Origin of the sequence: Streptomyces sp. SID12488, assembly GCF_010548275.1 — a bacterium.
In the GTDB taxonomy this organism is placed as follows: domain Bacteria; phylum Actinomycetota; class Actinomycetes; order Streptomycetales; family Streptomycetaceae; genus Streptomyces.
This window is the reverse complement of record NZ_JAAGLT010000012.1, coordinates 188,298-214,224: the sequence shown is the minus strand read 5'-3', so window position 1 is coordinate 214,224 and position 25,927 is coordinate 188,298. Positions and strand designations below refer to the sequence as shown.

19 protein-coding genes are annotated in these 25,927 nt (G+C 69.7%); 7 read left to right on the top strand and 12 right to left on the bottom strand.

Annotated features, from left to right (window positions below):
- Nucleotides 1-256: 256 nt before the first annotated feature.
- On the bottom strand, nucleotides 257-796 hold the full coding sequence (locus G3I56_RS20585) for a MarR family transcriptional regulator (RefSeq protein ID WP_239134998.1): 540 nt from the start codon (nucleotides 794-796) through the stop codon (nucleotides 257-259).
- 139 nt (nucleotides 797-935) lie between these two features.
- Between G3I56_RS20585 and G3I56_RS20580 the strand changes: the two genes are divergently transcribed.
- The 4 genes from G3I56_RS20580 (at nucleotide 936) to G3I56_RS20565 (ending at nucleotide 4,821) form a co-directional block, all read left to right on the top strand.
- Nucleotides 936-1,853 (top strand): SDR family oxidoreductase, encoded by a 918-nt coding sequence (locus G3I56_RS20580; RefSeq protein ID WP_164410958.1) that lies wholly within the window; start codon nucleotides 936-938, stop codon nucleotides 1,851-1,853.
- 2 nt (nucleotides 1,854-1,855) lie between these two features.
- On the top strand, nucleotides 1,856-2,740 hold the full coding sequence (locus G3I56_RS20575; protein WP_164313318.1) for an amidohydrolase family protein: 885 nt from the start codon (nucleotides 1,856-1,858) through the stop codon (nucleotides 2,738-2,740).
- Nucleotides 2,741-2,795: 55 nt separating this feature from the next.
- Nucleotides 2,796-4,301, top strand: coding sequence for an o-succinylbenzoate--CoA ligase (gene menE, locus G3I56_RS20570; RefSeq protein ID WP_164410956.1), 1,506 nt, complete (start codon nucleotides 2,796-2,798; stop codon nucleotides 4,299-4,301).
- A gap of 64 nt (nucleotides 4,302-4,365) precedes the next feature.
- Nucleotides 4,366-4,821, top strand: coding sequence for a MaoC family dehydratase (locus G3I56_RS20565; RefSeq protein WP_164410954.1), 456 nt, complete (start codon nucleotides 4,366-4,368; stop codon nucleotides 4,819-4,821).
- Here G3I56_RS20565 and G3I56_RS20560 read toward each other — a convergent pair.
- The 9 genes from G3I56_RS20560 to G3I56_RS20520 all read right to left on the bottom strand — a co-directional run bounded on the left by G3I56_RS20560 (nucleotide 4,812) and on the right by G3I56_RS20520 (nucleotide 17,359).
- Nucleotides 4,812-5,657, bottom strand: coding sequence for a PaaX family transcriptional regulator C-terminal domain-containing protein (locus tag G3I56_RS20560; protein ID WP_164410952.1), 846 nt, complete (start codon nucleotides 5,655-5,657; stop codon nucleotides 4,812-4,814). The two genes, G3I56_RS20565 and G3I56_RS20560, sit on opposite strands and share 10 nt — an antisense overlap.
- A 32-nt stretch (nucleotides 5,658-5,689) precedes the next feature.
- Entirely contained in the window at nucleotides 5,690-6,553 is an 864-nt protein-coding gene (locus tag G3I56_RS20555) for a hypothetical protein (RefSeq protein ID WP_164410950.1), read from the bottom strand.
- A gap of 3 nt (nucleotides 6,554-6,556) precedes the next feature.
- Nucleotides 6,557-8,230, bottom strand: a complete 1,674-nt coding sequence (locus G3I56_RS20550; protein WP_164410948.1) for a PHP domain-containing protein — start codon at nucleotides 8,228-8,230, stop codon at nucleotides 6,557-6,559.
- Between the two features lie 99 nt (nucleotides 8,231-8,329).
- Entirely contained in the window at nucleotides 8,330-10,189 is a 1,860-nt protein-coding gene (locus G3I56_RS20545) for a LamG-like jellyroll fold domain-containing protein (protein ID WP_164410946.1), read from the bottom strand.
- Nucleotides 10,190-10,239: 50 nt separating this feature from the next.
- A complete protein-coding gene (locus tag G3I56_RS20540) occupies nucleotides 10,240-13,164 on the bottom strand; it encodes a glycoside hydrolase family 2 TIM barrel-domain containing protein (protein ID WP_164410927.1) in 2,925 nt (974 codons plus the stop codon).
- The gene (locus G3I56_RS20535) at nucleotides 13,161-14,000 is read right to left on the bottom strand and encodes a carbohydrate ABC transporter permease (protein ID WP_164410925.1); all 840 of its coding nucleotides are present in this window, start codon (nucleotides 13,998-14,000) and stop codon (nucleotides 13,161-13,163) included. The genes G3I56_RS20540 and G3I56_RS20535 overlap by 4 nt, the downstream gene beginning before the upstream one ends.
- Before the next feature lie 14 nt (nucleotides 14,001-14,014).
- Nucleotides 14,015-14,965 carry a sugar ABC transporter permease gene (locus tag G3I56_RS20530; RefSeq protein ID WP_164410923.1) on the bottom strand — a complete coding sequence of 317 codons (951 nt, stop codon included), beginning with the start codon at nucleotides 14,963-14,965 and terminating at the stop codon, nucleotides 14,015-14,017.
- Nucleotides 14,965-16,251, bottom strand: coding sequence for an extracellular solute-binding protein (locus tag G3I56_RS20525; RefSeq protein WP_164410921.1), 1,287 nt, complete (start codon nucleotides 16,249-16,251; stop codon nucleotides 14,965-14,967). Before G3I56_RS20525 ends, G3I56_RS20530 begins: the two co-directional genes overlap by 1 nt.
- Before the next feature lie 103 nt (nucleotides 16,252-16,354).
- A complete protein-coding gene (locus tag G3I56_RS20520) occupies nucleotides 16,355-17,359 on the bottom strand; it encodes a carbohydrate kinase family protein (RefSeq protein WP_164410919.1) in 1,005 nt (334 codons plus the stop codon).
- A gap of 136 nt (nucleotides 17,360-17,495) precedes the next feature.
- Here G3I56_RS20520 and G3I56_RS20515 point away from each other — a divergent pair, with 136 nt between their 5' ends.
- The 3 genes from G3I56_RS20515 to G3I56_RS20505 all read left to right on the top strand — a co-directional run bounded on the left by G3I56_RS20515 (nucleotide 17,496) and on the right by G3I56_RS20505 (nucleotide 22,732).
- Entirely contained in the window at nucleotides 17,496-18,260 is a 765-nt protein-coding gene (locus tag G3I56_RS20515) for a DeoR/GlpR family DNA-binding transcription regulator (protein WP_164411015.1), read from the top strand.
- A complete protein-coding gene (locus G3I56_RS20510; protein WP_164410917.1) occupies nucleotides 18,257-19,594 on the top strand; it encodes a 6-phospho-beta-glucosidase in 1,338 nt (445 codons plus the stop codon). Before G3I56_RS20515 ends, G3I56_RS20510 begins: the two co-directional genes overlap by 4 nt.
- Nucleotides 19,595-19,687: 93 nt before the next feature.
- Entirely contained in the window at nucleotides 19,688-22,732 is a 3,045-nt protein-coding gene (locus G3I56_RS20505; RefSeq protein ID WP_164410915.1) for a glycoside hydrolase family 38 C-terminal domain-containing protein, read from the top strand.
- A gap of 62 nt (nucleotides 22,733-22,794) precedes the next feature.
- Here the strand turns inward: G3I56_RS20505 and G3I56_RS20500 are convergent, their stop codons facing one another.
- Nucleotides 22,795-24,468, bottom strand: a complete 1,674-nt coding sequence (locus G3I56_RS20500; RefSeq protein WP_164410913.1) for a carbohydrate binding domain-containing protein — start codon at nucleotides 24,466-24,468, stop codon at nucleotides 22,795-22,797.
- Nucleotides 24,469-24,637: 169 nt separating this feature from the next.
- On the bottom strand, nucleotides 24,638-25,795 hold the full coding sequence (locus G3I56_RS20495; RefSeq protein ID WP_164410911.1) for an ATP-grasp domain-containing protein: 1,158 nt from the start codon (nucleotides 25,793-25,795) through the stop codon (nucleotides 24,638-24,640).
- Between the last annotated feature and the right edge of the window lie 132 nt (nucleotides 25,796-25,927).

Here is a 25,927-nt window from a genome sequence, read left to right as displayed (position 1 = left end):
GGTGCGGTCGGCGCCCGTGTCCGTGACGGGAGTGCGGGAGTTCACGGGCGGATTCCCTCGGGGGCTGGGGTTTCCCGGGGGAGGGCGGGGGAGCCGAGCGTGTCGGTGTGGGTCTCGGGCATCCGCCACACGCCGATGTCGTGGGGGACGTCACCGGTTGGGGACCGTACCGGCGCCAGAGTGAAGCTAGGCACCAATCAAGCGACAGTCAAGAATGTGCCCAACATTGGTTGGGTCGGTATCGGCTGGGCCCGTATCAGCTGAGCCCGTCCTCCGTGAGTCGCTGGAGCAGGGTGTGCAGCGATTCCCGTTCGGCCGCGTCGAGCGGGCCGAGCAGTTCGTTGGTCACGCGCTGGCCGGCCTCGTCGGTGTCGCGGAGGAAGGCGCGGCCGTTCGCGGTCAGGGCGACGAGCCGGCTGCGGCGGTCGTCGGGGGACGGGCGGCGTTCGGCGAAGCCCAGCTTCTCCAGGTCGTCGACCAGGCCGACGATCGCGCTCGGGTCGTATCCGAGCGAGGTGCTCAGCTCGCGCTGGAGCGCGCCTGTGGAAGTGGCCAGGAAGCGGAGCACCGCGTAGTGGCGCAGCCGCAGTCCCGACTCCTGGAGGAAGGTGTTGAACAACTGGCCGGAGCGCAGGCCCAGCCGGTACAGCAGGTAGCCGGTGTCCGCGTGCAGGCCGCGCATCCAGGGCTCGCGCGCGTCGATCGGGGCGGGATTCTGGACGTCCTGCTGGCGGGCGATGGCGGGCTCCCTCGTCGAGGCCCCGGGCGGGGCGGTTCCATGTGCTGATTCCAGCATGGCGCACGCATCTGATGGCAACAACTATTGACGTCAACAATTATTGCTCTTAGCTTCGATCTAGCGGCAATCGTCATGCGAGCCGCTGTCTCGTGAGCCGTTGCCCTGTGAGTCGTCGTCTTGTGAAGGGACCCCCCTCGTGCCCAGCATCGATCTGACCGGCAAGGTCGCCGTAGTCACCGGCAGTGGCCGTGGCCTCGGCCTCGCCTACGCGCACGCTCTGGCCGCCGCCGGCGCCTCCGTCGTCGTCAACGACATCGACGAGACCGTGGCCGAGCAGGCCGTGAAGTCCATCACCGCGGCCGGCGGCACGGCCGTGGCCGAGGTGGTCCCGGTCGGCACGACGGAGGCCGCCGAGCGGCTCGTGAACCGCGCGGTCGAGGAGTTCGGTCGGCTCGACATCCTGGTCACCAACGCGGGCATCCTCCGCGACAAGGTGCTGTGGAAGATGACCGACGACGACTTCGACGCGGTGATCACCACCCACCTCAAGGGCACCTTCACCTGCGCCCGCGCCGCCGCCGTACGCATGCGCGAGCAGGGCGAGGGCGGCACACTGATCCTGGTCGGCTCCCCGGCCGGCCAGCGCGGCAACTTCGGGCAGACGAACTACGCCGCCGCCAAGGCCGGCATCGCCGCCTTCGCCCGCACCTGGTCGATGGAGCTGGGCCGGGCGAACATCACCGTCAACGCGATCGTGCCGGTGGCCGCCACGGCCATGACCGAGACGATCCCCGCCTTCGCCCCGTACGTCGAGGCGCTGAAGAACGGCGAGCCGTTCCCGGCCTTCCTGCGCAAGGGCGAGGGCTTCGGCACTCCCGAGGACTGCGCCGGCCTCGTCCCCTTCCTCGCCTCCGAGGCCGCCCGGGGCGTCACCGGCCAGGCCATCGGCATCGGCGGCGACAAGGTGGCACTCTGGTCGCATCCGCAGGAGATCAGGGCCGCGTACGCCGACGGCGGCTGGACCCCCGAGGCCCTGGCCGACGCCTGGTCCACCTCGGTCGGCGCCGAGCTCCAGTCGGTGGGCATCCCCGCCCCCAAGTTCCCGGAGGCGTAACCATGGCGCACCTCAACGTCGAGGAACTCGTCGCGATCGACGTCCACACCCACGCCGAGATCTCCTCCAAGGGCACCTCGTCCCTGGCCGACGACCTCCACGACGCCTCGTCGGCCTACTTCAAGGTCGAGGGCAAGCGGAAGCCGACCCTGGAGGAGACCGCCGCGTACTACCGCGAGCGGAAGATGGCCGCCGTCATCTTCACGGTGGACGCCGAGTCCGCGACCGGCACCGCGCCCGTCCCGAACGAGGAGGTCGCCGAGGCCGCCGCGGCCAACCCGGACGTGCTGATCCCCTTCGCCTCCATCGACCCCTTCCGGGGCCGGGCGGGCGTCAAGCAGGCCCGCCGCCTGGTCGAGGAGTACGGGGTCAGGGGCTTCAAGTTCCACCCCAGCATCCAGGGCTTCTTCCCCAACGACCGCTCGGTCGCCTACGAGCTGTACGAGGTGATCGAGGAGACCGGCACGATCGCGCTCTTCCACACAGGCCAGACCGGCATCGGCGCGGGAGTCCCCGGCGGCGGCGGGATCAGGCTCAAGTACAGCAACCCGCTGCACGTGGACGACGTGTCCGCGGACTTCCCGGAGATGAAGATCATCCTGGCGCACCCCTCCTTCCCCTGGCAGGACGAGGCGCTCGCCGTCGCCACGCACAAGCCGGGTGTGCACATCGACCTCTCCGGCTGGTCGCCGAAGTACTTCCCGCCGCAGCTGGTGCAGTACGCCAACACGCTGCTCAAGGACAAGGTTCTCTTCGGCTCGGACTACCCGGTGCTCACCCCCGACCGCTGGCTCGCCGACTTCGAGAAGCTGCCGATCAAGGACGAGGTCCGGCCGAAGATCCTCAAGGAGAACGCGGCCCGGCTCCTCGGGCTGACGAAGCCATGACTCCGTGACCCGTGACCGGTAACCCGTTACTCGTAACTCGTAGAGGGGCGCAACGATGCGCAACGAGGGACTGGGGTCTTGGCCCGCCCGCCGGGCCCGCAAGACCCCCCAACGCACCGCCCTGATCCACGGTGACACCACGATCAGCTACGCACGGCTGTACGAGCGCACCACGCGGCTCGCGCACGCCCTGCGTGACCGGGGTGTGCGCCGCGGCGACCGGATCGCCTATCTCGGCCCGAACCACCCCTCCTACCTGGAGACCCTGTTCGCGGCGGGCACGCTCGGCGCGGTCTTCGTACCGCTCAACACCCGCCTCGCCGGCCCGGAGATCGCCTACCAGCTCGCCGACTCCGGCACCAAGGCCCTCGTCTACGGACCCTCGCACGCCGGTCTCGTCGCCGGACTGCCCGGCAACTCGGACGTGCGGACGTTCGTCGAGGTCGGCGCCGAGTACGAGGAGGCGCTCGCCGGTGCCTCCACCGAACCGATCGACGCGCCGGTCACCGCCGACGACACCTGCATCATCATGTACACCTCGGGTACGACGGGCCGCCCCAAGGGCGCGATGCTCACGCACGGCAACCTGACCTGGAACGCCGTCAACGTGCTCGTCGACCAGGACGTCATCACCGACGAACGCGCCCTGGTCTCCGCCCCGTTGTTCCACACGGCCGGGCTGAACATGCTCACCCTGCCCGTGCTGCTCAAGGGCGGTGCCTGCGTCCTGGTCGAGTCCTTCGCGGCGGACGAGACCTTCGACCTGATCGAACAGCACCGGATCACCTTCATGTTCGGGGTGCCGACCATGTTCGACCAGGTGGCCAGACACCCGCGCTGGGCCGACGCCGACCTGTCGTCGCTGCGCATGCTCTCCTGCGGCGGCTCACCGGTGCCGACCCCGCTCATCGCCAGGTTCCAGGAGCGCGGACTCACCTTCCTCCAGGGCTACGGCATGACCGAGGCCTCGCCCGGCACCCTCTTCCTGGACGCCGAGCACGCGGTCAGCAAGGCCGGCTCGGCAGGCGTACCGCACTTCTTCAGCGACGTACGGGTGGTACGGCCGGACCTGACTCCCGCCGAGGTCGGCGAGCCCGGCGAGATCGTCGTTCGCGGGCCGCACGTCATGCCCGGCTACTGGGGCCTGCCCGAGGAGACGGCCGCCTCCTTCACCGACGGCTGGTTCCGCAGCGGGGACGCCGCCCGGATCGACGAGGACGGGTACGTCTTCGTCGTCGACCGCATCAAGGACATGATCATCTCGGGCGGGGAGAACATCTACCCCGCCGAGATCGAGGACCTCCTCCTGGCGCACCCCGACATCGTCGAGTGCGCGGTCATCGGCGTCGCCGACGAGAAGTGGGGCGAGGTGCCGCGCGCCGTCGTCGTGCCCCGCGAGGGTACGGACCTGGACGCGGACGAGGTGCTGGCCTCGCTGTCCGGGCGGCTCGCCAAGTACAAGATCCCGAAGTCGGTCGTCATCGCGGACGAACTCCCGCGCACCGCCTCCGGAAAGCTCCTCAAGGCCCGGGTGCGCAAGGCCTTCGGCGCGGGTTCGTAGCCCCCACCGGGCCCGCTCCGGCGCCCAACTGCTTTCTCTTCAACTCCCAGTTAAGGAACGCGACATGAGCATCACGGTCAACGGCATCGACGAACTCAAGAAGCTCGCCGGCAGCGACCTCGGCACCAGTGAGTGGATCGAGGTCACGCAGGAGCGCATCAACACCTTCGCCGACGCGACCGGCGACCACCAGTGGATCCACGTGGACCCGGAGAAGGCCGCCGCGGGCCCCTTCGGCGCCCCGATCGCCCACGGATACCTCACTCTCTCCCTCTTCATCCCGCTCTTCACCGAGTTGCTGGACGTCCAGGGCGTCACCACGAAGGTCAATTACGGCCTCAACAAGGTGCGTTTCCCCTCGCCCGTGAAGGTCGGCTCGAAGATCCGGCTGGTCGGCAGGCTGGCCGACGTCGAGGACGTGCCGGGCGGGGTGCAGATCACCGTCGACGGCACGATCGAGATCGAGGGCGCCCCGAAGCCGGCGGCGGTGCTGCAGAGCCTGTCCCGTTTCTACGCCTGATCCTCATCGTCGTCGTCCCTGCGTGCGGGCACGAGGTCGAGAAGGCGTTCAGAGGCATCCTGGGCGAGCGGTGTGAGCCGTTCGTGCACCGCCCGGAACGTCTTCTCGGCCTGTTCCGCCGGCCAGTCGTCCGGGAGATGCCCGACCGGTAGGCGCGGATCGCGGCGGATGATCCCCAGCCACTCGGCCTGCAGGACGAGGCGCAGGGAGAGTGAGTCGTCCGCCGCCGGCAGCTCGGCCTCCCAGGGCTGCCACCGCCGCGCGAACACCTTGTAGCGCGCGGCCAGTTCGGACAGTTCCCAGGTCTCCTCGATCATCGCGCCGATGTCCATGCCCATGTCGGCGTGCGCCCGGAACACCTTCACATGGGCGGACAGGCCGAGTTCCGTCACCAGGGCGGAGACGTCGACCTCGCCCGGCGCGATCCACAGGCCGTTGAACAGCGCCCCGAACCCGCTCCACGCCAACTGTGAGCGCAGATCGTGGCGTTGGCGCTGCCAGGACTCCGGGAGGGAGAAGCCGAGCAGGGTCCAGGTGCCGTCCCAGTGCCGGTTGACCGCACCGGTGTGCCAGACACGCCGCTCGCCGTCCGCCAGCACGGCCGCCGAACGCCCGGTCAGCCCGAAGTACATCCGGCGGCCCTCGCGTTGACGGCGCAGCAGACCGCGGCTCACCATCCGGGTCAGCGTCGAACGGGTCGCCTGCTCGCCGATACCCGCCCGCGCGAACACGTCGATGACACTGCCCGAGTAGACGCAGACGTCGCGCCCGAGCACCTGGTCGCCCAGGAACGTCAGCATCAGGGACTGGGGCCGCGGCGACTCCTCGGTGGTCACGCGGCTACGGTACGCCCCGGGCGATCAGTACGTCAGCCCGTGACCTGCTGATACGAGTACACGCTGGTCGCCAGTGCGCAGATGCCCGGCTGGACGACCTCGGCGCGCAGGGTGCCGGTGTTCGTGTCGTAGTCGACGCCCTCCGCCTCGTACGCCGTACCCGTGCAGGTGCTGCGCTGCGGGAGGGCGAACAGGCTCGTGACGTGGCCCGTGACCGCTTTGCCGTCCACCGCCCGTTCCAGGTCGACCTGGAGCAGCGGGCGGATCCGGGGGAACAGGGTGCCCGAATCGTCGTCCGAAGCGCACAGCAGCCGGGTCGCGGTGACGAAGTCGCAGCCCTGGATGTCCCGCACCGTCCTGTCCAGGGTGATCTGCCCGGCCTGCGCCAGTGCGCCGCCCGTGGCGGGGGTCGACGCGTTGAGGAGCGGGGCCGGGAACACCTGGAGGCGCGGCTGGTCGCCCCACTCGCCCGAGACCAGCCACTGGTTGTCGGGCGAGACGGTGGCGAAGGAGTTGTTCAGCTTCTCGCCCGGGTCGAGCTGGTGCACGTACTGGTAGCGCTGCCCGGCCGGGGTGGTGACCGCGAACATCTTGGACGTGGCCGTGTCCGAACCCTGATAGGCGTCGAACACGTACCCGTTCGCGATGTCCGGGTCACCGATGTGGCCCCAGCCGGCGATGCGCAGGTCCAGCGGGATGGAGGTGAGACCCCGGTACAGGAGCGTGCCGTCCGCGCGGGAGGCCAGCCCCTGACCGCTGCCCAGGGAGTCGACCTGGGCCGAGCCCGTCTCCGTCCACTGCGCGTCGGAGGCGGCGGACACTGCTCCACCGCCTCCGAGCACGAGCGCCCCCGACAGGACTGATAACGCGCTGAGGGACAGGAATTGACGCTTCATCAGTCAGCCACCTACGACGTCGACGAACACCGGGTTGGAATAGAACCACGTGTCGGCCCACGGGTCACCGTTTCCGGGCTCGTGAGTGATCGGCCCGTGCGGGTCGACCGAGGCACCGAGGTAACCGGCACCGTGCCGGTTGCCGTCGCTGCCCCGCAGCCGGACGTAGAACGACTCGTCGCCGGCGGTCAGCGGCACCCGCAGGGTGTACGTCCCCGTGCGTCCCGTCACGTCCTTCGACTTCACGACCTTCGTGTCCGGCGCCTGCCAGGTGTCCCGGTCGGCGACCCGGCCGCGCACCGCGCCCCGGATCACGTCGACGTGCGCCAACTCGGGCAGGATTCCCTGGGGGTTGAGACGGGAGGCGGTGGTCACGGTGATGTTCAGCGTGAGCTTCTCGCCCCTGCGGACCCGGAGCCGCCCGCCCAGCGTGACACCCCGGCCGAAGTCGCAGTCACGCGTCAGCCGTACGTCGAGCCCGTCCAGCAGGTGGCCGTGGTCCAGCCAGACCCGGCCCGCGCGCATACCCGCCATCACCGAACGGTAGCCGTAGCCGGTGACACCCACGTGGGTCCGGCTGAACTGGCCCGGCCAGAAGTCGCTGCCGGGCTGCGGTGAGTCGGTGTTGACCGGGTCGGGCAGCTTGCCGGTGTTGTCGAAGTTCTGCCCGGCCGGCCAGTCGCCGTTCTTCCAGGTGTCGAAGACGATCCGGTGCGCGTCGGAGTTCGTGGTGATCGAGAACAGGCTGCCTTCTGCCAGCATCGAGTCCCACAGCCCGCCGACCGTCGCGGTCGCCCAGTCGAAGCCGCCGTACGTCCGGTACCCGTCCGCCGGATAGCCCTGCCAGGACTGCGCCGAGGGCTTGTTCTCGTACTCGCCGCGGATCGAGGTGGCCCCGCGCCAGCCGGGGATGGCCGCGCCCTGCGCACCGGGCGCGCCCTCCATGCCGATCATGATCTCGGGGGCCGCGTCCCGCCAGTTGCGGATCTCGTGCGGGGAGTCGATGCCCAGGCGCATCGGGTGGTTGGCGAGGACCAGCACGTCGTCGACGTAACCGGTGCGGCGCTGCTCGGCCAGCCACTTGATGCCCTTGACGGCGTGGGCCTCGTTGCGGGCGGTGTCCGCGGCGCCGGCCGAGCCCTCGGTGTAGCCGAGGAGCTTGCCGTCGTAGGCGCTCTCGAACTTGGTGAGCAGGTCGACCTCGTGCTTGCAGGGCGGCGAGAACACCGTGCAGTGCTCGGCGCCCGGGATGTACCACTCCAGGCCCTGGAAGATCAGCTGACGCGGGTTCTCGGCCCGCGCCTTGAGGATCTCGGCGTGCTCCAGTGGAGCCCCGTACTGGGCGTGGCCGAAGTTGGAGTGCTCGGTGAAAACCATCCAGTCGAGGCCGAACTTCTCGCCCGCCGCCGCCAGTTGGGAGAACGTGTACTTGGCGTCGTGGCTGTACACGGTGTGGATGTGATGGTCGCCGACGAGGTAGGCGAGGCGCGGGTCGCTGCCGCCGAGCCGTCGCGGACCGGCCGCGGCGGAGGCGGGCGTCGCCAGTGACCCGGCGGCGAAGGCGGCGCCGAACAGGCCCGCCCGGTGCAGGAGTTGGCGCCGGGAGACACCCTGGGCATCGAGGCCGGCGGGGGAGACGGCGGGGTCCGCCCAGGCAGGCAGCTGCTGCTCTGTCATGGTCTGTGGGTCCCTTGGGATCTGGTGTGATCTGGAGAGGCGTGGAGTCCAGGAGGCTTGGCGGAGCCCGACGAGTGCGTCAGTGGTTGACGGTGTGTGTCAGTGGTTCATGAACGAGCTGACGGGCAGCGCCCGTTCGACGATCCGTACGTCGCCCAGGCGGCCGTGCAGGATCTGGTCGATCTTCCCCGCGTACTCGTAGCCGCCGAGCAGCCACGGCAGGCCGACCGAGGTGAGCCCGACCGCGGTGGCGTGCGGATTGCGGGCCACCGGGCAGCCCTGGACGTACAGCGTGGTGTGCCGGCCGTCATTGACCACGGCCACATGCCACCACACCTCCCGCGCGGTCTCGTCGCCCCAGTTGGTCGCGATGCCCTGCTGGTTGAGCGGCCGGACCGCCCACTGCGGGCCGGGTCCGTCGGAGAGCGACAACGTGGCCAGCGGCTCGTCCGGGTCGTCCGCGGTCTTGCCCGCGGCCCCGCCCGTGCCGGTACGGCTGACCAGTCCACCCCAGGCGTGGTGCGCGGGGTCCCAGTCGGCGGGCAGACGGTAGAACGCCTCGATGGTGTAACCGGCCTTGAAAGTAGCCGAGTTGAGAGGTGCTCCGTCGACCGTGCGCAGATACGCGCCCCTCAGCGGGGACTTGTAACCCTGGAACTCCAGACTGCCGTGGCCGGGCTGGTCCGGGTGGTGGTCGGACGACCAGGTGAGGGCGGCGGCGCCGACCGTGACGAGGGCCAGGTCGTTGCCACGGCCCGACTGGTCGCGGACCGTGCCCGTCACGGCCGCGCCGTCCCGCTGTCCGTCGAAGCGCCAGTAGGCGACGGTCCCGGGAACCAGCATCTTCCTCACTGGCCGGGCCGGTCGCGGCGCCACCGGCGCGAAGCCCGAGAACCGCTGCTCGAAGTCGATGTCCACGGAGAAGCGGTCCGCATCGCCGGACAGCTCCATCTCTTCGCGCTCCAGCTCGTTGAGTCCCTTGGCCGCCCGGCCCAGGATCCACGGCGAGACCGTCTCGACGTCGATGGTGTCGCGATCGAGGTCGAAGTGGTAGAGGCGGATCATCGCCGCACCACCGTAGTAACGGTTCTGATAGTTCGTCAGGTGCAGGTGAACGTCGTTCCCGGCCGCGTTCTTGCGGGTGGCGCGGGCGGCCGGCCAGTAGTGCCCGTTGAGCGTGAGGAAGATCTGGTCGTGGTTCTTGACCAGCTTGTCCCACAGCTGCTGCCCGTACGCGGAGAGCGTGTCGTCCTCGTAGACGAGTTCGTGCGTGGTGAGGACGACCGGCAGGGTCGGGTGCTGGGCGAGGACGCTCTCGGCCCAGGCGTAACCCTTGTCCGACAGGCGCCAGTCCAGGGCGAGCACGAGCCACTCGCGGTCTGCCGCCCTGAAGACGTGGAAGGTGTTGTAGCCGTCGGCCGAGGCGCCGCCGAAGGTCCGCTTGGACCGGAAGCGCTCGGGTCCGAAGACGTCCAGGTACGGGGTGGCCCCGCGCTGGTCGGTGGTGGACGAGCGGATGTCGTGGTTGCCCGCGAGGACGCTGTAGCCCACACCGCGCCGGTCGAGCAGCTCGAACGCCTTGCCCGCGGCGTCGACCTCGGCCTGTGCGCCGTTCTCCGTGACGTCGCCCAGATGCGTGAGGAAGACGATGTTCTCGTCCCGCCCGTGCTCCAGCAGATAGCGCAGCGAGGCCTCGATCGGTGCCGGGTTGATGCTCGGCCCGTCGAAGAGGTACTGGGTGTCGGGCATCACGGCGAGCGTGAACCGGCGGCTCTCGGTGTCGGGCCGCCACGACGAACGCGCCTTGTCCGTCACGGCTTCGGCGGCCGTCGGCAGGGCGACGGACGTGGTCGCCGCCGCCCCGATCAGCGCGGTCGCCCGCAGGAAGGTACGCCGTCCGGCGCCCGCCTGGGGTGCTTCAAGGGCAGGCTCGTGCCCGGACTCGTGCGAGGTGCACACAACTGACTCCGTAAGAGTGCTTTGAGGTGAGAGGAGGTGTGTGGGGGGAGCTACAGCGTGCGAAGAGTCCAGGCCCAGCGGTGGGTGCCCGGCTGCAGGAGATAGGAGGGGAAGGTGTCGGGGCCGCACGACGCCGTGCCGAGCCCCCGGTGTGCCGCGTCGATGTGGACCACGCAGCCGGGCCGGGGCGTCAGCTGGTCGTGGTGCGTGGCGGCGGCCAGATCCTCGGCACGGAACCGGGTCACGGAGACCTGGCGCGGCCGGTCCAGCACGACCGAGAGACCGGTGGCGTCCGGCGCCGACAGCCTGAACTGTCGTACACCGTGCCGTCCGCCGCTCTCCTGCGGTCGCAGATAGGGGGTGAACAGGGAGTCCACGGGGGCCGAGTGATGCCCGACGGCCGCTCCGGCCGCGCGGTCCGGATAGGACTCCCAGGGGCCCTGCCCGAACCACTCCAGCAGGTCGAGCCCGGACACCGTCTCGAACACGGAGCCGACCCGGGCCACATCGGCGTAGGCGTCAGGCAGTTCGACGCTCTCCTCGACGCGGATGCCGCCCTGGACCGGGGTGAACACCTGCTCGTGGCGGATCACGCCGGCGTTCGCCGCGTACTCGGCGAGCACGGTCACGCTTCCGCCGTCGCGCCGCACGTCGACGGCCTTGCGTACGAGGGTGTCGAGGCCCCAGTCCTGCCAGCGGGCCGCCATGCCGCCCAGCTCGTCGTTGTCGGTCGGGGCCCGCCACAGGGACAGCACAGGCGCCGACGTCAGCAGCGGGTGGACCAGCAGCCCGTCCGCGTCGACCTTGACGGGCGGTCCCGCGACCACCGCCTCCGACACCTCCGGCGCGGCCCGCAGCAGCAGTTGGGGCACGCAGACCTCGGTGCCGCGCGGCGCCCACGGCTCGTCGTCGGCCGTCGTCACCCGCAGGGTCACCCAGGCCTCGCCGCCGTCAGCGGGCAGCTCGAAGGGGAGGGGGACAGCGGCCGTCTCACCCGGGCGCAGATCCGGCAGTTCGGCGGGCGCGGTCAGCGTACGGCCGTCCGCGAGCGTCAGTTCCCAGGTGGCCGCGAGCCAGCCCAGGCCCCGGAAACTCTGGTGGTTGGCGACCACGAGCCCCTCGTGACGGTAGGCCTCCAGGCGCACCGGGGCCGCGATCTCCCGGTGTTCGTACATGACCGGCTTGGGCGTGCGGTCGGGGAAGACGACACCGTCGGCGATGAAGGCGCCGTCGTGGATCGTCTCGCCGAAGTCGCCGCCGTACGCCCAGCGCAGGCCGGGGGCGGCGACACCGTTGTCATATAGCCCGGCGCCCGAGCGTCCGAGTGGTCTGCCGCTGTTCACGGACTGAAGGATTCCGTGGTCCCAGAACTCCCAGATGAACCCGCCCTGAAGTCCCGGAGTTGACTCGATGGCGGCCCAGTGGTCCGCGAGCGTGCCGTTGCTGTTTCCCATGGCGTGCGAGTACTCGCACTGGATGAGCGGCTTGGTCTGCTCACCGGACAGCGCGTGCGCGACGCAGTCCTCCAGCGGCGCGTACATCGGGCAGGCGATGTCGGAGGCGACCGCCGGATCGGCCCAGCCGAGCTTGGCCGCGCCCTCGTACTGGAGCGGTCGGGTCGGATCGTGCCGGCGCAGCCACCCCGCCGCCGCGTCGTGGTTGGCGCCGTAGTCGGACTCGTTGCCCAGCGACCAGATGATGATCGAGGGATGGTTCTTGTCCCGCAGGACCATCCGCGAGACCCGGTCCACGAAGGCGTTCAGATAGCGCGGGTCGTCCGCGATCTCGTGGGCGTGGTCGTGCGACTCGATGTCCGCCTCGTCGACCATGTAGAGACCGAGCTCGTCCGCGAGGTCGTACAGCGCCGGGTCGTTGGGATAGTGCGCGGTGCGGATCGCGTTGAACCCGAACCGCTTCAGCAGCACGAGGTCGGCGCGCATGTCGTCGTACGACACGGTCCGCCCGGTCAGCGGATGGAAGTCGTGCCGGTTGACGCCCCGGACGTAGATCCGCTCTCCGTTGACCAGCAGGTCCCGGCCGACGATCTCGACGTCCCGGAAACCGATGCGCCGCTGAGAGGTGTCGGCGACCGTTCCGTCGGCGCGGTGCAGCCGGACGGTCAGGTCGTACAGCTCGGGCGTCTCGGCGTTCCAGGTGCGTACGTCTGGCACCCGCGCGCCGAGCCGGGGTTCGCCGAGGAAGTCGGAGACGCGGTCGTCCTCGGCGTTGAGACGGTCGAACTCGGCGTCCTGGAGCAGGAGTTGGCCGTCGATCTCGCCGGTGACGTACCACCCCTCGGGCAGCGCGCCGCCCGCGTCCCGCACCCGGCAGTCCACGCGCAGCTCACCGGAGGCGGGCGCTCGCACGGTGACGTCGGCGAGGTACAGCGGGTCCGTCGCGTACAGCAGCACCGAGCGGGTGATGCCGCCGTGCCACCACTGGTCCTGGTCCTCGATGTGGGTGGCGTCGGACCACTTGACGACCGTCAGCCGCACGGTCGCCGAACGGCCCGGCCAGACCACGTCGGAGAGGTCGAACTCGGCCGCCAGATGGGAGTCCTTGGAGATGCCGACCGGCCGCCCGTCCACGTGCACGAGCAGCACGCTCTCGGCGGCGCCCACCTGGAGCACGATCCGCCGGCCCGCCCACTCGGCCGGAACGTCGAACCCACGCTCGTACACGCCCGTCGGGTTGGCCGCGGGTGACGCGGGCGGGAAGTCGGGCCACGGCATCTGGACGTTGGTGTACCAGGGCAGGTCGGAGGTGTCCTGGAGGGTCCAGGCGCCGGGGACCCGGGCCGAGGACCAGTCGTCGCCCACGGGGGCGGTGGGGTTGGGGAGGAGCTGGAAACGCCAGTCGCCGTCCAGGGAGGTTGCCCGGTCCCGCCGGTCGACGGCGTTCATGGGCAGCCGTCCCCAGGAGGTCACCTCGGGTGACTCCCAGGGGCGCAGGGCCAGCAGCGGATCAGTTGTCATCCGCGGACAGCTCCCTTCGCCAGGTCGCCGATGATCTGCTTGGCGCCGACCGCGAACACGATCAGCAGCGGGATGAGGGCGAGCAGCGCGCCGGTCATCACGATCCCGTAGTCGGTGGTGCCGTGGGTGCCGTTGAGCTGGGACAGCGCGACCTGGAGGGTCACGTTGTCGGGGTTGGTGAGGGAGATCAGGGGCCAGGCGAAGTCGTTCCACTGGCCCATGAAGGTGAAGATGCCGAGGAAGGCGAGACCGGGGCGGACCACCGGCAGCGCCACGTGCCAGTACTGGCGCAGGAAGTTCGCGCCGTCGAGCCTGGAGGCGTCGAGCAGCTCGTCGTGGATGGCCGTCTTCATGTACTGGCGCATCCAGAAGATGCCGAAGGCGTTGGCGGCGGCCGGCACGATCAGCGCGGTCATCGAGCCGATCCAGCCGATCTTCGCCATCACGACGAACTGCGGGATGACCGACAGCTGCGCCGGGACCATGAAGATGACCATGAGCAGCCCGAACAGCAGCCCCTTGCCGGGGAACTCGAACTTGGCGAAGACGAAGGCCGCCAGCGAGTCGAAGAGCAGGACCAGGAAGGTCACCGACACCGCGACCAGCAGCGAGTTCCACATCGACCCGAAGAAGTCGATGGCGTCGAAGAGATTGCGGACGTTCTCCAGGAAGTGCGTGCCCGGCAGCAGCTTCGGCGGGTAGGAGAAGATCTCCGTCGAGCTGTGCGTCGACATGATGACGGCCCAGTAGAACGGGAAGGCCGAGACCAGCGTGCCGATGATCAGCGGGAGGTGCAACGCGAGCCCTCTGCGGCGGGAGCCCTTGATGGATGCCATGATGCGGGCCCTTCCTAGTCGCCCCGGCGCTGCACGAGGCGCCAGTTGATGATCGAGAAGAGGACGACGACGAGGAAGATGCCCCACGCCACCGCGGCTCCGTACCCGAAGTCGTTGTTGTCGAAGGTCTGCTGGAAGAAGTAGAGGACCATCGTCTGGCCCGAGTGGCCCGGACCGCCCGCGAACGTCGAGTCGTTGGACGAGGTCTGCAGCAGCACCTGTGGTTCGGAGAAGCTCTGCAGGCCCGTGACCGTCGAGACGACGAGCACGAACAGCAGCGTCGGCCGCAGCAGCGGCAGCGTGATCCGGAAGAAGGTCTGGACGGGTCCGGCGCCGTCCATGCGCGCCGCCTCGTACAGCTCGCCCGGGACGGTCTGGAGCCCGGCGAGGAAGATGATCGCGTTGTAGCCGGTCCACTGCCAGGTCATCAGGGCCGCGATGGTGACCTTGATGCCCCACGGTGTGTTCAGCCAGGCGATCTGGTCGATCCCCACCGCGTTCAGGACGGCGTTCACCATGCCCGCGTTGGTGGAGAAGATCGAGCCGAAGACGATCGCGATGGCGACGACCGAGGTGATGCTCGGCAGGAAGTACGCGACGCGGTACAGGCTCTTGAACCGGACCGCGGAGTTGAGCATCACGGCCGTGACCATCGCGAGGAGGATCATCGGGAAGGTGGCCATCGCCCAGATGATGATCGTGTTGCCGATCGAGTTCCAGAAGTCGCTGTCGCTCAGCAGGTACTGGTACTGCGAGAGCCCGGCCCACTCCATCGAGCCGAGGCCGTCCCAGCGATGGAAGGACAGATAGAGCGAGAAGCCGACCGGGAACAGGCCGAAGCCGAGGAAGATCAGATAGAAGGGGGAGATCGCGGCGTAGAGGTGCCAGTACTTGCGCAGGCCTTTCTTCGGCCCGACGGCGGGGGGCCGTGTCACCACGGGTGGGGTGCGCTCGATGACCGCCATCAGTAGCTCACCCCCAGGTGCTTCGCGATCCGACGGCACTTGCTCATGGCGTCACTCCAGGCCTTCTCCGGGTCCTTGCCGAGGACGCCGACGTTCTTGATCTCGTCCTTGATGGGAGTCCCGAGCGCGATGTCGTACGGGCTGTTGTAGGCGACCACGATCTTCTGCGCGGCGGGTCCGAAGACGTCCGTGGTGACCTGGCCGCCGAAGAAGGGGTCGGGCTCCCGGAGTTGCTTCAGGCCGTAGGAGGCCGGCGTGGAGGGGAAGAGGCCGGCGTCGACGTAACCCTGGGCCTGGTTGGCCGCGTCGAGGATCCAGGTGATGATCCGGAAGGCCTGCTCGGGCTCCCGGCACGCCTTGGTGATCGACAGGAACGAGCCGCCGTTGTTGGCCGGTCGCACGGGCATGTCGGCCACCCGCCACCTGCCCTTGGTCTTCGGCACACCGTTCTTGATGTCGAAGCTGGCCCAGGACGCGCCCAGTTGGCTCGGCAGCTTGCCGTCCTGGATGGCCGACAACTGGTCCGGGGTGCCGCTGACCAGGTCCGAGACGATCCCGCGCCGCTTGGCCTCCACGGCCAGTGCCCAGGCCTGGCGCACGTGTTCCTGGTCGCCGATGAAGTGACGGTCCTTGTCGACGTACCGCTTCGCGCCCTGCTGTACGACGTTCTCGAAGACGGAGTTGACGTCGGTGAGCAGCTTGGCCCCCGGGACGCCCTTGCCGAGCCGCACACCCGCGTCGAAGTACTTCTCCCAGGTGTTCAGTTCCTTCGACACGTCCTCGGGCTCGTACGGCAGTCCCGCCTTGCGGAAGATCTCGTACTGGTAGTAGTGCGCGACCGGTCCGCAGTCGATCGGGAAGCCGACCATCGTGCCGTCGTCGGCGACGCCCTGGTCCCACTTCCAGGACAGGTACTGGCTCTTGTACTTCTCCGCGCCCAGCGTCCGCAGATCGATGAACTGGTCCGCGTTCGGCAGGTAGGCGGCCATGTCCTCGCCCTTGAGCCCCGCGATGTCGGGGATGTGGGCCTCGCCGGTGATGGTGGTGATGAGCTTGGAGCGGTACTGGCCGCCGATCTGGATGGCCCGGAGGTCCACCGAGCTGTCGAAGCGGGACCTGGCGTTCTTGACGACGGTGTCGCTCAGGCCGCCGCTCCAGTACCACAGGACCATGTCGCGCCCGGTGGAGCCGGTCGGAACGGCGCAGCCGCTCGCCAGGCCGCCGAGCGCCGTGGCGGCCGTACCGGCCAGGCCCGCGCGCAGGAGGCCTCTTCGTGAGAGCTGCACAGCTCCCACCGCCTTTCGGATCTGTTCGGTGCGTAAGTGCGTGAGTGCATAAGGGCGTGAGTGAGTAAGGGGAAAAGAAGGAAAGGGGGGAAAGGGGGGAAAGTCAGGGTGTGACGGGCGCGAACCGCACCGGCGGCCCCGGATCGGCCGGCAGCCGGTCGGCCAGGAAGCCGTAGGCGCGCCGCAGTTCGGGATCCTCCAGCGTGTGCCACCAGCGGTGGACGTGGTACCAGCCGGGCGCGGCCAGCGCCCCGCCGCGCTCCCGTACGGACAGGGAGGCGGCCAGTACGGCGAACCGCAGCCGTTCCTCCAGCGACCAGCCGCCGAGCGAGGCGGCGACGAAACTGGCGCCGAACACGTCACCGGCGCCCGTCGAGTCCACGACGTCCACGGCGAGGGCCGGGACCGTGGCGTACTCGCCGGTCGTCTGGTCCACGGCGATCGCGCCGTCACCGCCACGGGTGACGACGGCCACCGGGACGAGCTCGCTGAGCGTGCCCAGCGCGGCAACCGCGGTGTCGGTGCGGGTGTACGCCATCGCCTCGGTCTCGTTGGGGAGGAAGGTGTGGCACAGGGCGAGCTGGTCGAGCAGGTCCGAGGACCACACCTGGGTGGGGTCCCAGCCGACGTCCGCGTAGATCTGGGTGCCGTTCGCCGCCGCCTTGGCCAGCCACCGGTGGGGCTCGGCCTCCAGGTGCACGAGGGCGGTACGCGCCTCGGGCAGGTCGCCCAGCAGGGTGTCCTGGGAGTACGGGGGCGGCTGTCCGTGGGTGATCAGGGCGCGGTCGCCGTCGTAGGCGAGCGAGACGGTGACGGGGGTGTGCCAGTCGTCCGCGGTGCGCGAGAGCGAGAGGTCGACGCCCTCCTGGCCGGCGAGGACGTCGCGGCAGTGGGCGCCGTACGCGTCGTCCCCGAAGACGGTGGCCAGGGACGTTCTCAGACCGTACCTGGCGGCGGCCACGGCGAGGTTCGCGATCCCGCCGGGGCTGGTGCCCATCCCCGACGTCCAGATCTCCTCGCCGGGCGTCGGGGGCTTGCCCAGGCCGGTGAGGACGAGGTCGAAGAAGAGCAGCCCGGTCAGCAGCACATCGGGCCGTTCGTCGTCCACGCGCGCATCCTCTCGTCAAAACTCGTCAGTTTGATGAGTTTGATGACCGGAATCGTGCGCGCCTTCAGAAGATTTGGCAAGAGTCGAGCAGAAGCAAGCATAGAAATGATTGAAGATGACGAGTACTGTTCACGGCGTGCTGGCAGAACGACGACATCAACTCATCCTGCGGGCCCTGCGTTCAGGGGGCCCCGCAGCAGTGACCGATCTCTCCGAGCAGCTGGGCGTGAGCCCCGCCACCGTCCGGCGTGACCTGGTCCGACTGGAGGAGGAGGGCCTGCTCACACGTGTCCACGGCGGCGCCGTGGTCGAGGAGGGCGACCAGCCCTTCGCCGAGGTCGCCGAGGTGCGCGTCGCCGAGAAGGACGCGATAGCCGCCAAGGCCGCCTCCCTCGTCGAGGACGGCTCGTCCGTGCTGCTCGACATCGGCACCACCGCCTACCGGCTGGCCCGGCAGCTGCATGGCCGCCGCCTCACGGTGATCACCAGCAACCTGGTGGTCTTCGAGGAGCTGCTGGACGACGAGGGCATCGAACTGGTGCTCCTCGGCGGCATGGTCCGGCGCGAGTACCGCTCCCTGGTCGGCTTCCTCACCGAGGACAACCTGCGCCAGTTGCACGCCGACTGGCTCTTCCTGGGCACCAGCGGCGTCCGGCCCGGCGGCCAGGTGATGGACACCACGGTGGTCGAGGTGCCGGTCAAGCGCGCCATGATCAAGGCCGCCGACCGGGTCGTCCTGCTCGCCGACCGTGCCAAGTTCCCCGGTACGGGCATGGCGAAGGTCTGCGGTCCCGAGGACCTGGACATGGTGGTGACGAACGCGCCGGTGGACCCGGCGACGCAGTCCTCTCTGCAGGAGGCCGGGGTGCAGGTCATCACGGCAGGAAAGGTGCAACCTTGAAGCTGACGATTCTGGGCGGCGGCGGTTTCCGCGTGCCGCTCGTGTACGGGGCGCTCCTGGGCGACCACGCCGAGGGCCGGGTGACGCATGTCGTGCTGCACGACCTGGACGCGGGCCGCCTCTCGGCGGTCACCCGGGTCCTGGCCGAGCAGGCGGCGGGGGTGCCCGACGCCCCCGAGGTGAGCGCCACCACCGACCTCGACGAGGCGCTCACCGGCGCCGACTTCGTCTTCTCCGCGATCCGCGTCGGCGGCCTGGAGGGCCGGGCCGACGACGAGCGGGTGGCGCTGGCCGAGGGCGTCCTCGGCCAGGAGACGGTCGGCGCGGGCGGCATCGCCTACGGCCTGCGCACGGTCCCGGTGGCCGAGGACATCGCGCGTCGCGTCGCGCGGGTCGCCCCCGACGCCTGGGTCATCAACTTCACCAATCCGGCCGGTCTGGTCACCGAGGCCATGTCCCGCCACCTCGGCGACCGCGTCATCGGCATCTGCGACTCCCCGGTGGGCCTCGGCCGCCGTATCGCCCGGGTGCTCGGCGCCAACCCCGGTGAGGCGTGGATCGACTACGTCGGCCTCAACCACCTCGGCTGGGTACGCGGGCTGCGCGTCAACGGTCGCGACGAACTCCCGCGACTGCTCGCCGACCCCGACCTCCTCGGCTCCTTCGAGGAGGGAAAGCTCTTCGGCACCGACTGGCTCCAGTCCCTGGGGGCCATCCCGAACGAGTACCTGCACTACTACTACTTCAACCGCGAGGCCGTACGCGCCTACAGCCAGGCCGAGAAGACCCGCGGCGCCTTCCTGCGCGACCAGCAGGCCGGCTTCTACGACGAGATGAAGCAGCCGGGCACCGCCGCCCTCACCGCCTGGGACCGCACCCGCGCCGAGCGCGAGGCGACCTACATGGCCGAGGCCCGCGAGACGGCGGGCGCGGGCGAACGCGACGCCGACGACCTCTCCGGGGGCTACGAGAAGGTCGCCCTCGCCCTGATGCGGGCCATCGCCCGCGACGAGCGCACCACCCTGATCCTCAACGTCCGCAATCGCGGGACGCTCTCGGTGCTCGACGCCGAGGCCGTCATCGAGGTGCCCTGCCTGGTCGACGCCAACGGCGCCCACCCCGTCACCGTCGACCCGCTGCCCGACCACGCCTCCGGCCTGGTCTGCTCGGTCAAGGCCGTCGAGCGCGAGGTGCTCGCCGCCGCCGAGTCCGGCTCCCGTGCGACGGCGGTCAAGGCGTTCGCGCTGCACCCGCTCGTCGACTCCGTGAACGTGGCCCGCAGACTGGTCGACGGATACACCGCCGTCCACCCCGGCCTGGCGTACCTTAAGTAAGCGCTTTCCCGCTCGAACCGGCTGCTCGGATCCGGCTGCCCGTATCCGGTCTGCTCACATCTGGTCTGCTCGAATCTGGTCTGGAGACTTCTCATGCACGACGAACGCCGGCGGATCGAGGAGCGCGTCCAGCGCCTCCACGACCAGCGGATCAAGGCGGCGATCTACGCGGCCACGGTTCCCTTCGAGGTCGAGGCCTGGCAGGCGCCGGGCGAGCCGGTCTCCTTCGAGGAGGCGGCCGGGGCGAAGTACGCGCCCTTCGCCATGGACACCCTCTGGGGCCCGCCCTGGGGCACCACCTGGTTCCGGATGCGCGGCCGGGTGCCCGAGGAGTGGGCGGGTCGGCGCGTCGAGGCCGTCATCGACCTCGGCTTCGTCGGCGACTGGCCCGGCAACCAGGCCGAGGCCCTGGTCCACCTCACCGACGGCACCCCGCTGAAGGCGGTCAACCCGCTCAACCAGTACGTGCCGGTCGCCAACCCGGCCACGGGCGGCGAGGAGATCGACTACCTCGTCGAGGCGGCCTCCAACCCGGACATCCTCGCCGACAACTTCTCCAAGATCACCCCCATGGGTGACATCCTCACCGCCGGCGACAAGCCGATCTACACCTTCCAGCGCGCCGACCTCGCCATCCTCGACGAGGAGGTCTTCCACCTCGACCTCGACGTCCAGGTGCTGCGCGAGCTGATGCTGGAGCTCGGCGAGCACGACCCGCGCCGCCATGAGATCGCGCATGCCCTGGACCGTGCGCTCGACCTCCTCGACCTGGACGACGTGGCCGGTTCGGCGGCGGCCGTACGAGCGGCCCTGGCCCCCACGCTGGCCAAGCCCGCCAACGCCAGCGCCCACAAGATCTCGGGTGTCGGCCACGCGCACATCGACTCGGCGTGGCTGTGGCCGATCCGCGAGACCAAGCGCAAGACGTCCCGCACCTTCTCCAACGTCACCTCGCTGGCCGACGAGTACGAGGACTTCATCTTCGCCTGCTCGCAGGCCCAGCAGTACGAGTGGGTGCGCGACAACTACCCCAAGGTGTGGTCCCGCATCCAGGAGTCGGTGAAGAAGGGCCAGTGGGCGCCGGTCGGCGGCATGTGGGTCGAGGCCGACGGCAACCTGCCCGGCGGCGAGGCGATGGCCCGCCAGCTCATCCACGGCAAGCGGTTCTTCATCGAGCACTTCGGCGTCGAGACCAAGGGTGTGTGGCTGCCGGACTCCTTCGGCTACACCGCGGCCTACCCGCAGCTGGCCAAGCTCGCCGGCAACGACTGGTTCCTCACCCAGAAGATCTCCTGGAACCAGACCAACAAGTTCCCCCACCACACCTTCTGGTGGGAGGGCATCGACGGCACCCGCATCTTCACGCACTTCCCGCCCGTCGACACCTACAACGCCCGGTTCAGCGGCGAGGAGATGTCCCGCGCGTCACGCAACTACCAGGAGAAGGGCGTCGCGTCGCGTTCGCTGGCCCCCTTCGGCTGGGGCGACGGCGGCGGCGGCCCCACCCGCGAGATCATGGAACGGGCGCGCAGGCTCGCCGACCTGGAAGGCTCGGCGACCGTCGAGATCGAGCACCCCGACGCGTTCTTCGCCAAGGCCCGCGAGGAGTACCCCGACGCCCCGGTCTGGGTCGGCGAGCTGTACCTGGAGCTGCACAGGGCCACGTACACCTCCCAGGCCCGCACCAAGCAGGGCAACCGGCGCAGCGAACACAAGCTGCGCGAGGCCGAGTTGTGGGCGACGACGGCCGCGCTGCACGCGCCGGGCTACGCGTACCCGTACGAGCACCTGGACCGCCTGTGGAAGACGGTCCTGCTCCACCAGTTCCACGACATCCTCCCGGGCTCGTCCATCGCCTGGGTGCACCGCGAGGCGGAGGCCGAATACGCGCGCGTGGCCGAGGAGTTGGAGGCGATCACCGCCGAGGCCGTGGCCGCGCTCGGCGGCGGCGAGTCCCGCGCCTTCAACACCAGCCCGTACGACCGGTCCGAGGTGGTCCGCACCTCGACGGGCGTCCCCATGTACGTGGAGGTCGCGGCGAACGGCAGCGCCCCGCTGGCCGTCGCGGAACCCCCGCAGCCGGTGACGGTGACCGAGGGGCGGGTCCTCGACAACGGCCTCGTACGGGTGGAGTTGGCGGCGGACGGCACGCTGGCCTCGGTCCGCGACCTCAAGGCGAACCGTGAAGTCCTCGCCGACAAGGGCAACTTGCTGCGCCTGCACACCGACCTCCCGAACTACTGGGACGCCTGGGACATCGACAAGCACTACCAGAACCGCTACACGGACCTGCTGGAGACGTCCTCCGTCACAGTGACCGACGAGGACCCGCTCCTCGGCGCCATCCGCGTGGAGCGCGACTTCGGCAAGGGCTCGAAGATCGTCCAGACGATCACCGTCCGGGCCGGCAGCCCCCGGATCGACTTTGAGACGGAGATCGACTGGCACGAGGCCGAGAAGATCCTCAAGGCGGCCTTCCCGGTGGACGTCCGCGCGGCCCACTCCAGCGCGGAGATCCAGTTCGGCCACGTCCAGCGGCCCACACACACCAACACCACCTGGGAGTCGGCCCGCTTCGAGGTCTCCGGCCACCGCTGGGTCCACATCGCCGAGCCCGGCTACGGCGTCGCCGTCATCAACGACTCGACGTACGGCCACGACGTCTCCCGCACGGTCCGCGAGGACGGCGGTACGACGACCACGGTCCGCCTGTCGCTGGTGCGCGCCCCGCGCATCCCCGACCCCGGCGCCGACCAGGGCAAACACCGCTTCACGTACTCGCTGCTGCCCGGCGCGAGCATCGAGGACGCGGTCGCCGAGGGCTACTCCCTCAACCTGCCGCTGCGTGTCGCGGACGCCGCGGGCGCCCCGGAGCCGGTCGTGTGGGCGGACGGCGACGGTGTGACGATCGAGGCGGTGAAGCTCGCCGACGACGCGTCCGGCGATGTCGTCGTCCGCCTCTACGAGTCGCGCGGCGGCCGTGCGGAAGGTGCGCTGTGCACCGGGTTCCCGCTGGCGGGCGCGAAGATCACCGACCTGCTGGAGCGTCCGCTGTCCGAGGCGCAGACGGATGGTGACTCGGTGCCGGTGACGCTGCGGCCGTTCGAGGTGCAGACGTTGCGGCTGACGCGCGGCTGACGGATTGGTGCACGAATGGTGACGGGGCCCGGCCGGTCGGCCGGGCCCCGTCACGCTGCCGGTCAGCCCGTGAAGCCGGCCGTGATCGAGGTGAACTGCCAGGAGCTCTGGCTGATGCCCGAGCAGTTGCTGACCACTCCGCCGCCGGGGCAGGGCCGGTCACGGTTGACCGCCCAGTAGGCGAGGCGGGCGATGTGGTGGGAGTTGGACCAGTCGCGGATCTGTGTCCAGGTCGTCGGACTCGTCAGCTCCTGCTGGTCGGACAGGCCGTTCATACCGGAGATGCCGATGTGGGCGTACGCCGTGGCGTCGTCCCAGCCGAACGTCGACCGCAGTTTCGTCTTCAGCCCCTCCGTGGCGTTCACCGTGCTGGTGTACATGTCGGCGCCGCCGCCGAAGTCGAACGGCATGATCGTGAACACGTCGATGTTGGCGCCGAGGGCCGAGGCGCGCTCGATGAGGCGGTTGCCCCAGTAGGTCGGTCCGGTGGTCGACGTACCGAAGGTCAGGATCGTGCGCAGGCCCGGGTTGTTCGCCTTGACGATCTTCAGGGCGCCCAGGATGCGGTCCTGCACGACCTCGTTCTCGAACTCGTCCGAGTTCTCGATGTCGACGTCGATCGCCTTGAGCCCGTACGCGTCGATCACTTTCTGGTAGGCGCCCGCGAGTGCCTCTGGCGTCGAGCAGTTCGGGCCCAGCTTGTTGCCGCTCCAGCCGCCGATCGACGGGACGATGTCACCACCTGCCGCCCGGATGGAGTTGATGACGCTCTGGTCGTTGCCGCCGGTCAGCGCGCGGGTGCCGTCCCAGGCCGGGTTGCAGCCGCCGGAGGACAGGACGAACGCCATCGTGAACCACTTGACGCCCGTCGCGCTCATCACCGAGGTCGCGCTCGGCGGGTCGCCCCAGCCGAGGTAGAGATAGGGCGCCGCCTGCTTGAAGCCGGTTGTGCCACCACCCGCGTCCGTCGTGACGCTGACGGAGTTGGAGGCCGCCGACACGTTGCCCGCCGCGTCCCGCGCCTTCACCGAGAAGGAGTACGCGGTGCTCGGCGCCAGTCCGCTCACCGTGGCCGACGTACCGGAGACGCTCAGCACCTGGCTGGCGCCCCGGTAGACGTCGTACGCCGTGACGCCGACGTTGTCGGAGGAGGCGTTCCAGGTCAGGGAGACCGTCGAGGAGGTCTTGGCCGTGGAGCGGAGTGTGCCGGGCGTGGTGGGCGCCTGGGTGTCGGAGCCGCCACCGCCCGGGCCGTCCAGGCTGATGTCGTCGGCCTGGTAGGTGCCCTGGCCGTACCAGCCGTGGGTGTAGACCGTGGCGGTGGTCTGCGCGGCGCCGGTGGTGAAGGGGACGGACAGCTGGGCGTACGCCGAGGGGGACGTCGTCCAGGTCGAGGGGCCGCCGTCGACGCCCAGGTAGACGTACGAGCCGCGCACCCAGCCGCTGAGCGTGTAGGCGGTGTTCGCACGGACGGTGATGGTCTGGGAGCACTTGGCGTTGTCGCTCGAACTGGCCGCCCCCGCAAGGGACTTGGTGCCGCCGTGGACGGGGGAGGAGACGATTTGGCCGAGGTTGCCGGTACAGGTCCAGGGGGAGAGGGAGCCCGATTCGAAGCCGGGGTTGGACAGGATGTTGGCCGCCTGGGCCGTGCCGGGCAGGGCGACCGCCCCGGCCAGGGCCAGGGTGGCGGAGCCGAGCAGGGCGAGCAGCCGGTGTCCGGTGAGTGTGAAGCGCACGCGATCTCCCTGAAGTGATGGGGGTTTCCCGGGAGTGCAGAGATGCACGGAGGTGCAGAGGGGTGCGCAACAAAGTTGGTCTGGACCAGTCGGGCTGTCAAGGTGCACAGCGCCGATTGGTCCAGACCGATGTGAATACGTCTGGCAGGAGGAGTGAGGGAAGGGCTCTTTACGCGGTGGCCGCCGCCGGGGCTCCCGCGGATGCCTCCGCCGCCGTTGCCGTGACCGACTCCTCGACGGCTGCCGGTGCCGGTACGGCGGGCAGCGTGGAGGTGTGCGCCGGGGCCTCGTCCGCGTGTGCCGACACCGCGCGCACCGGGCGCGGTGCGGAGATCACCGCGTAGTCCTGGCCGAGGAACGGCGGAACCAGGTCGCCCGGGTCCTCGCCGAGCGCCAACTGCACTGCGGCCCAGGGGGCGTTGATACCGCACAGCTGGAGCTGATGCAGGCCGCCGGCCGGACGCGTGTTGACGTCCATCAGGACGGGCCGGCCCTCGTACATCCGGAACTGGATGTTGCTCAGGTGGTGCAGACCGAAGCCCTCGGCGATGAGCCGCGCGGGCTGCAGCCAGGCCTCGTCGAGGGTGAAGCCGCGCCGCCGGCCGTTCTTGGTGCGGCCGATCGCCATCCGGATGCGCGAGTCGGGGCCGGTGAGGCAGTCCACCGACACCTCCGGCTGCTCCAGACGGGGCATCACCAGCCAGTCGACGTCCTCGTCGGTGTTCCGCAGCACGTCGAGGACCATGTCCAACTGGACGTAGGGGCTGGGGAATCCGTTGAGGTGCGACATCGAGAAGGGAGCGCGCGTGATCACACGGAAGCCCACCCCGCCCGCGCCCGCCGCCGGCTTGAAGCACGCCTTGTGACCGTCGGCCTCCAACTGCTCGACGGCGACGATGAGTTCGTCGGCGCTGCGCACCCGCCACCACGGCGGCGTCGGAACACCGACCGCCTCGACGGCCTGGTACGCGGTCGCCTTGTCCTGGAAGACGGCCACCGCCTCGGGCGTCGGCGCGAGCAGCTTGGTACCCACGGCCTCGAAGTCCGCGCGGTGGTCGACGATCGCGTCCTGGTGCAGACGCGGCACGAACACGTCGATCTCGCGGCGGTCGCACTGGTCGAGCGCGTACTCCACGTACGCGGCGGGGGACAGGCCCTCGGGCTCCATGGCGGCGGTGTCGGCGGCGGCCAGGACGGGGGAGTCGGCGTCCCCGTGGGTGGCGTGGATCTCGACCGCGCGGTCGCTGGGATTTCTCCGCAGCTGTTCCATGAAGAACACGTTCTCCGCGTACGTGCGGTTGAGCCAGACGCGTACGCGAGAGACCATGCAGGGCCACCTTTCAAGGTTCACGGGCACGGCAAAACAGGGCCGAGCCCGGCCAGGGGAGAGTTGGGAACACCACAAGCCACCCGGGTGCGAACCGGGTTTTTGGCGGAAGTGTTGAGGCGATCATAAGGC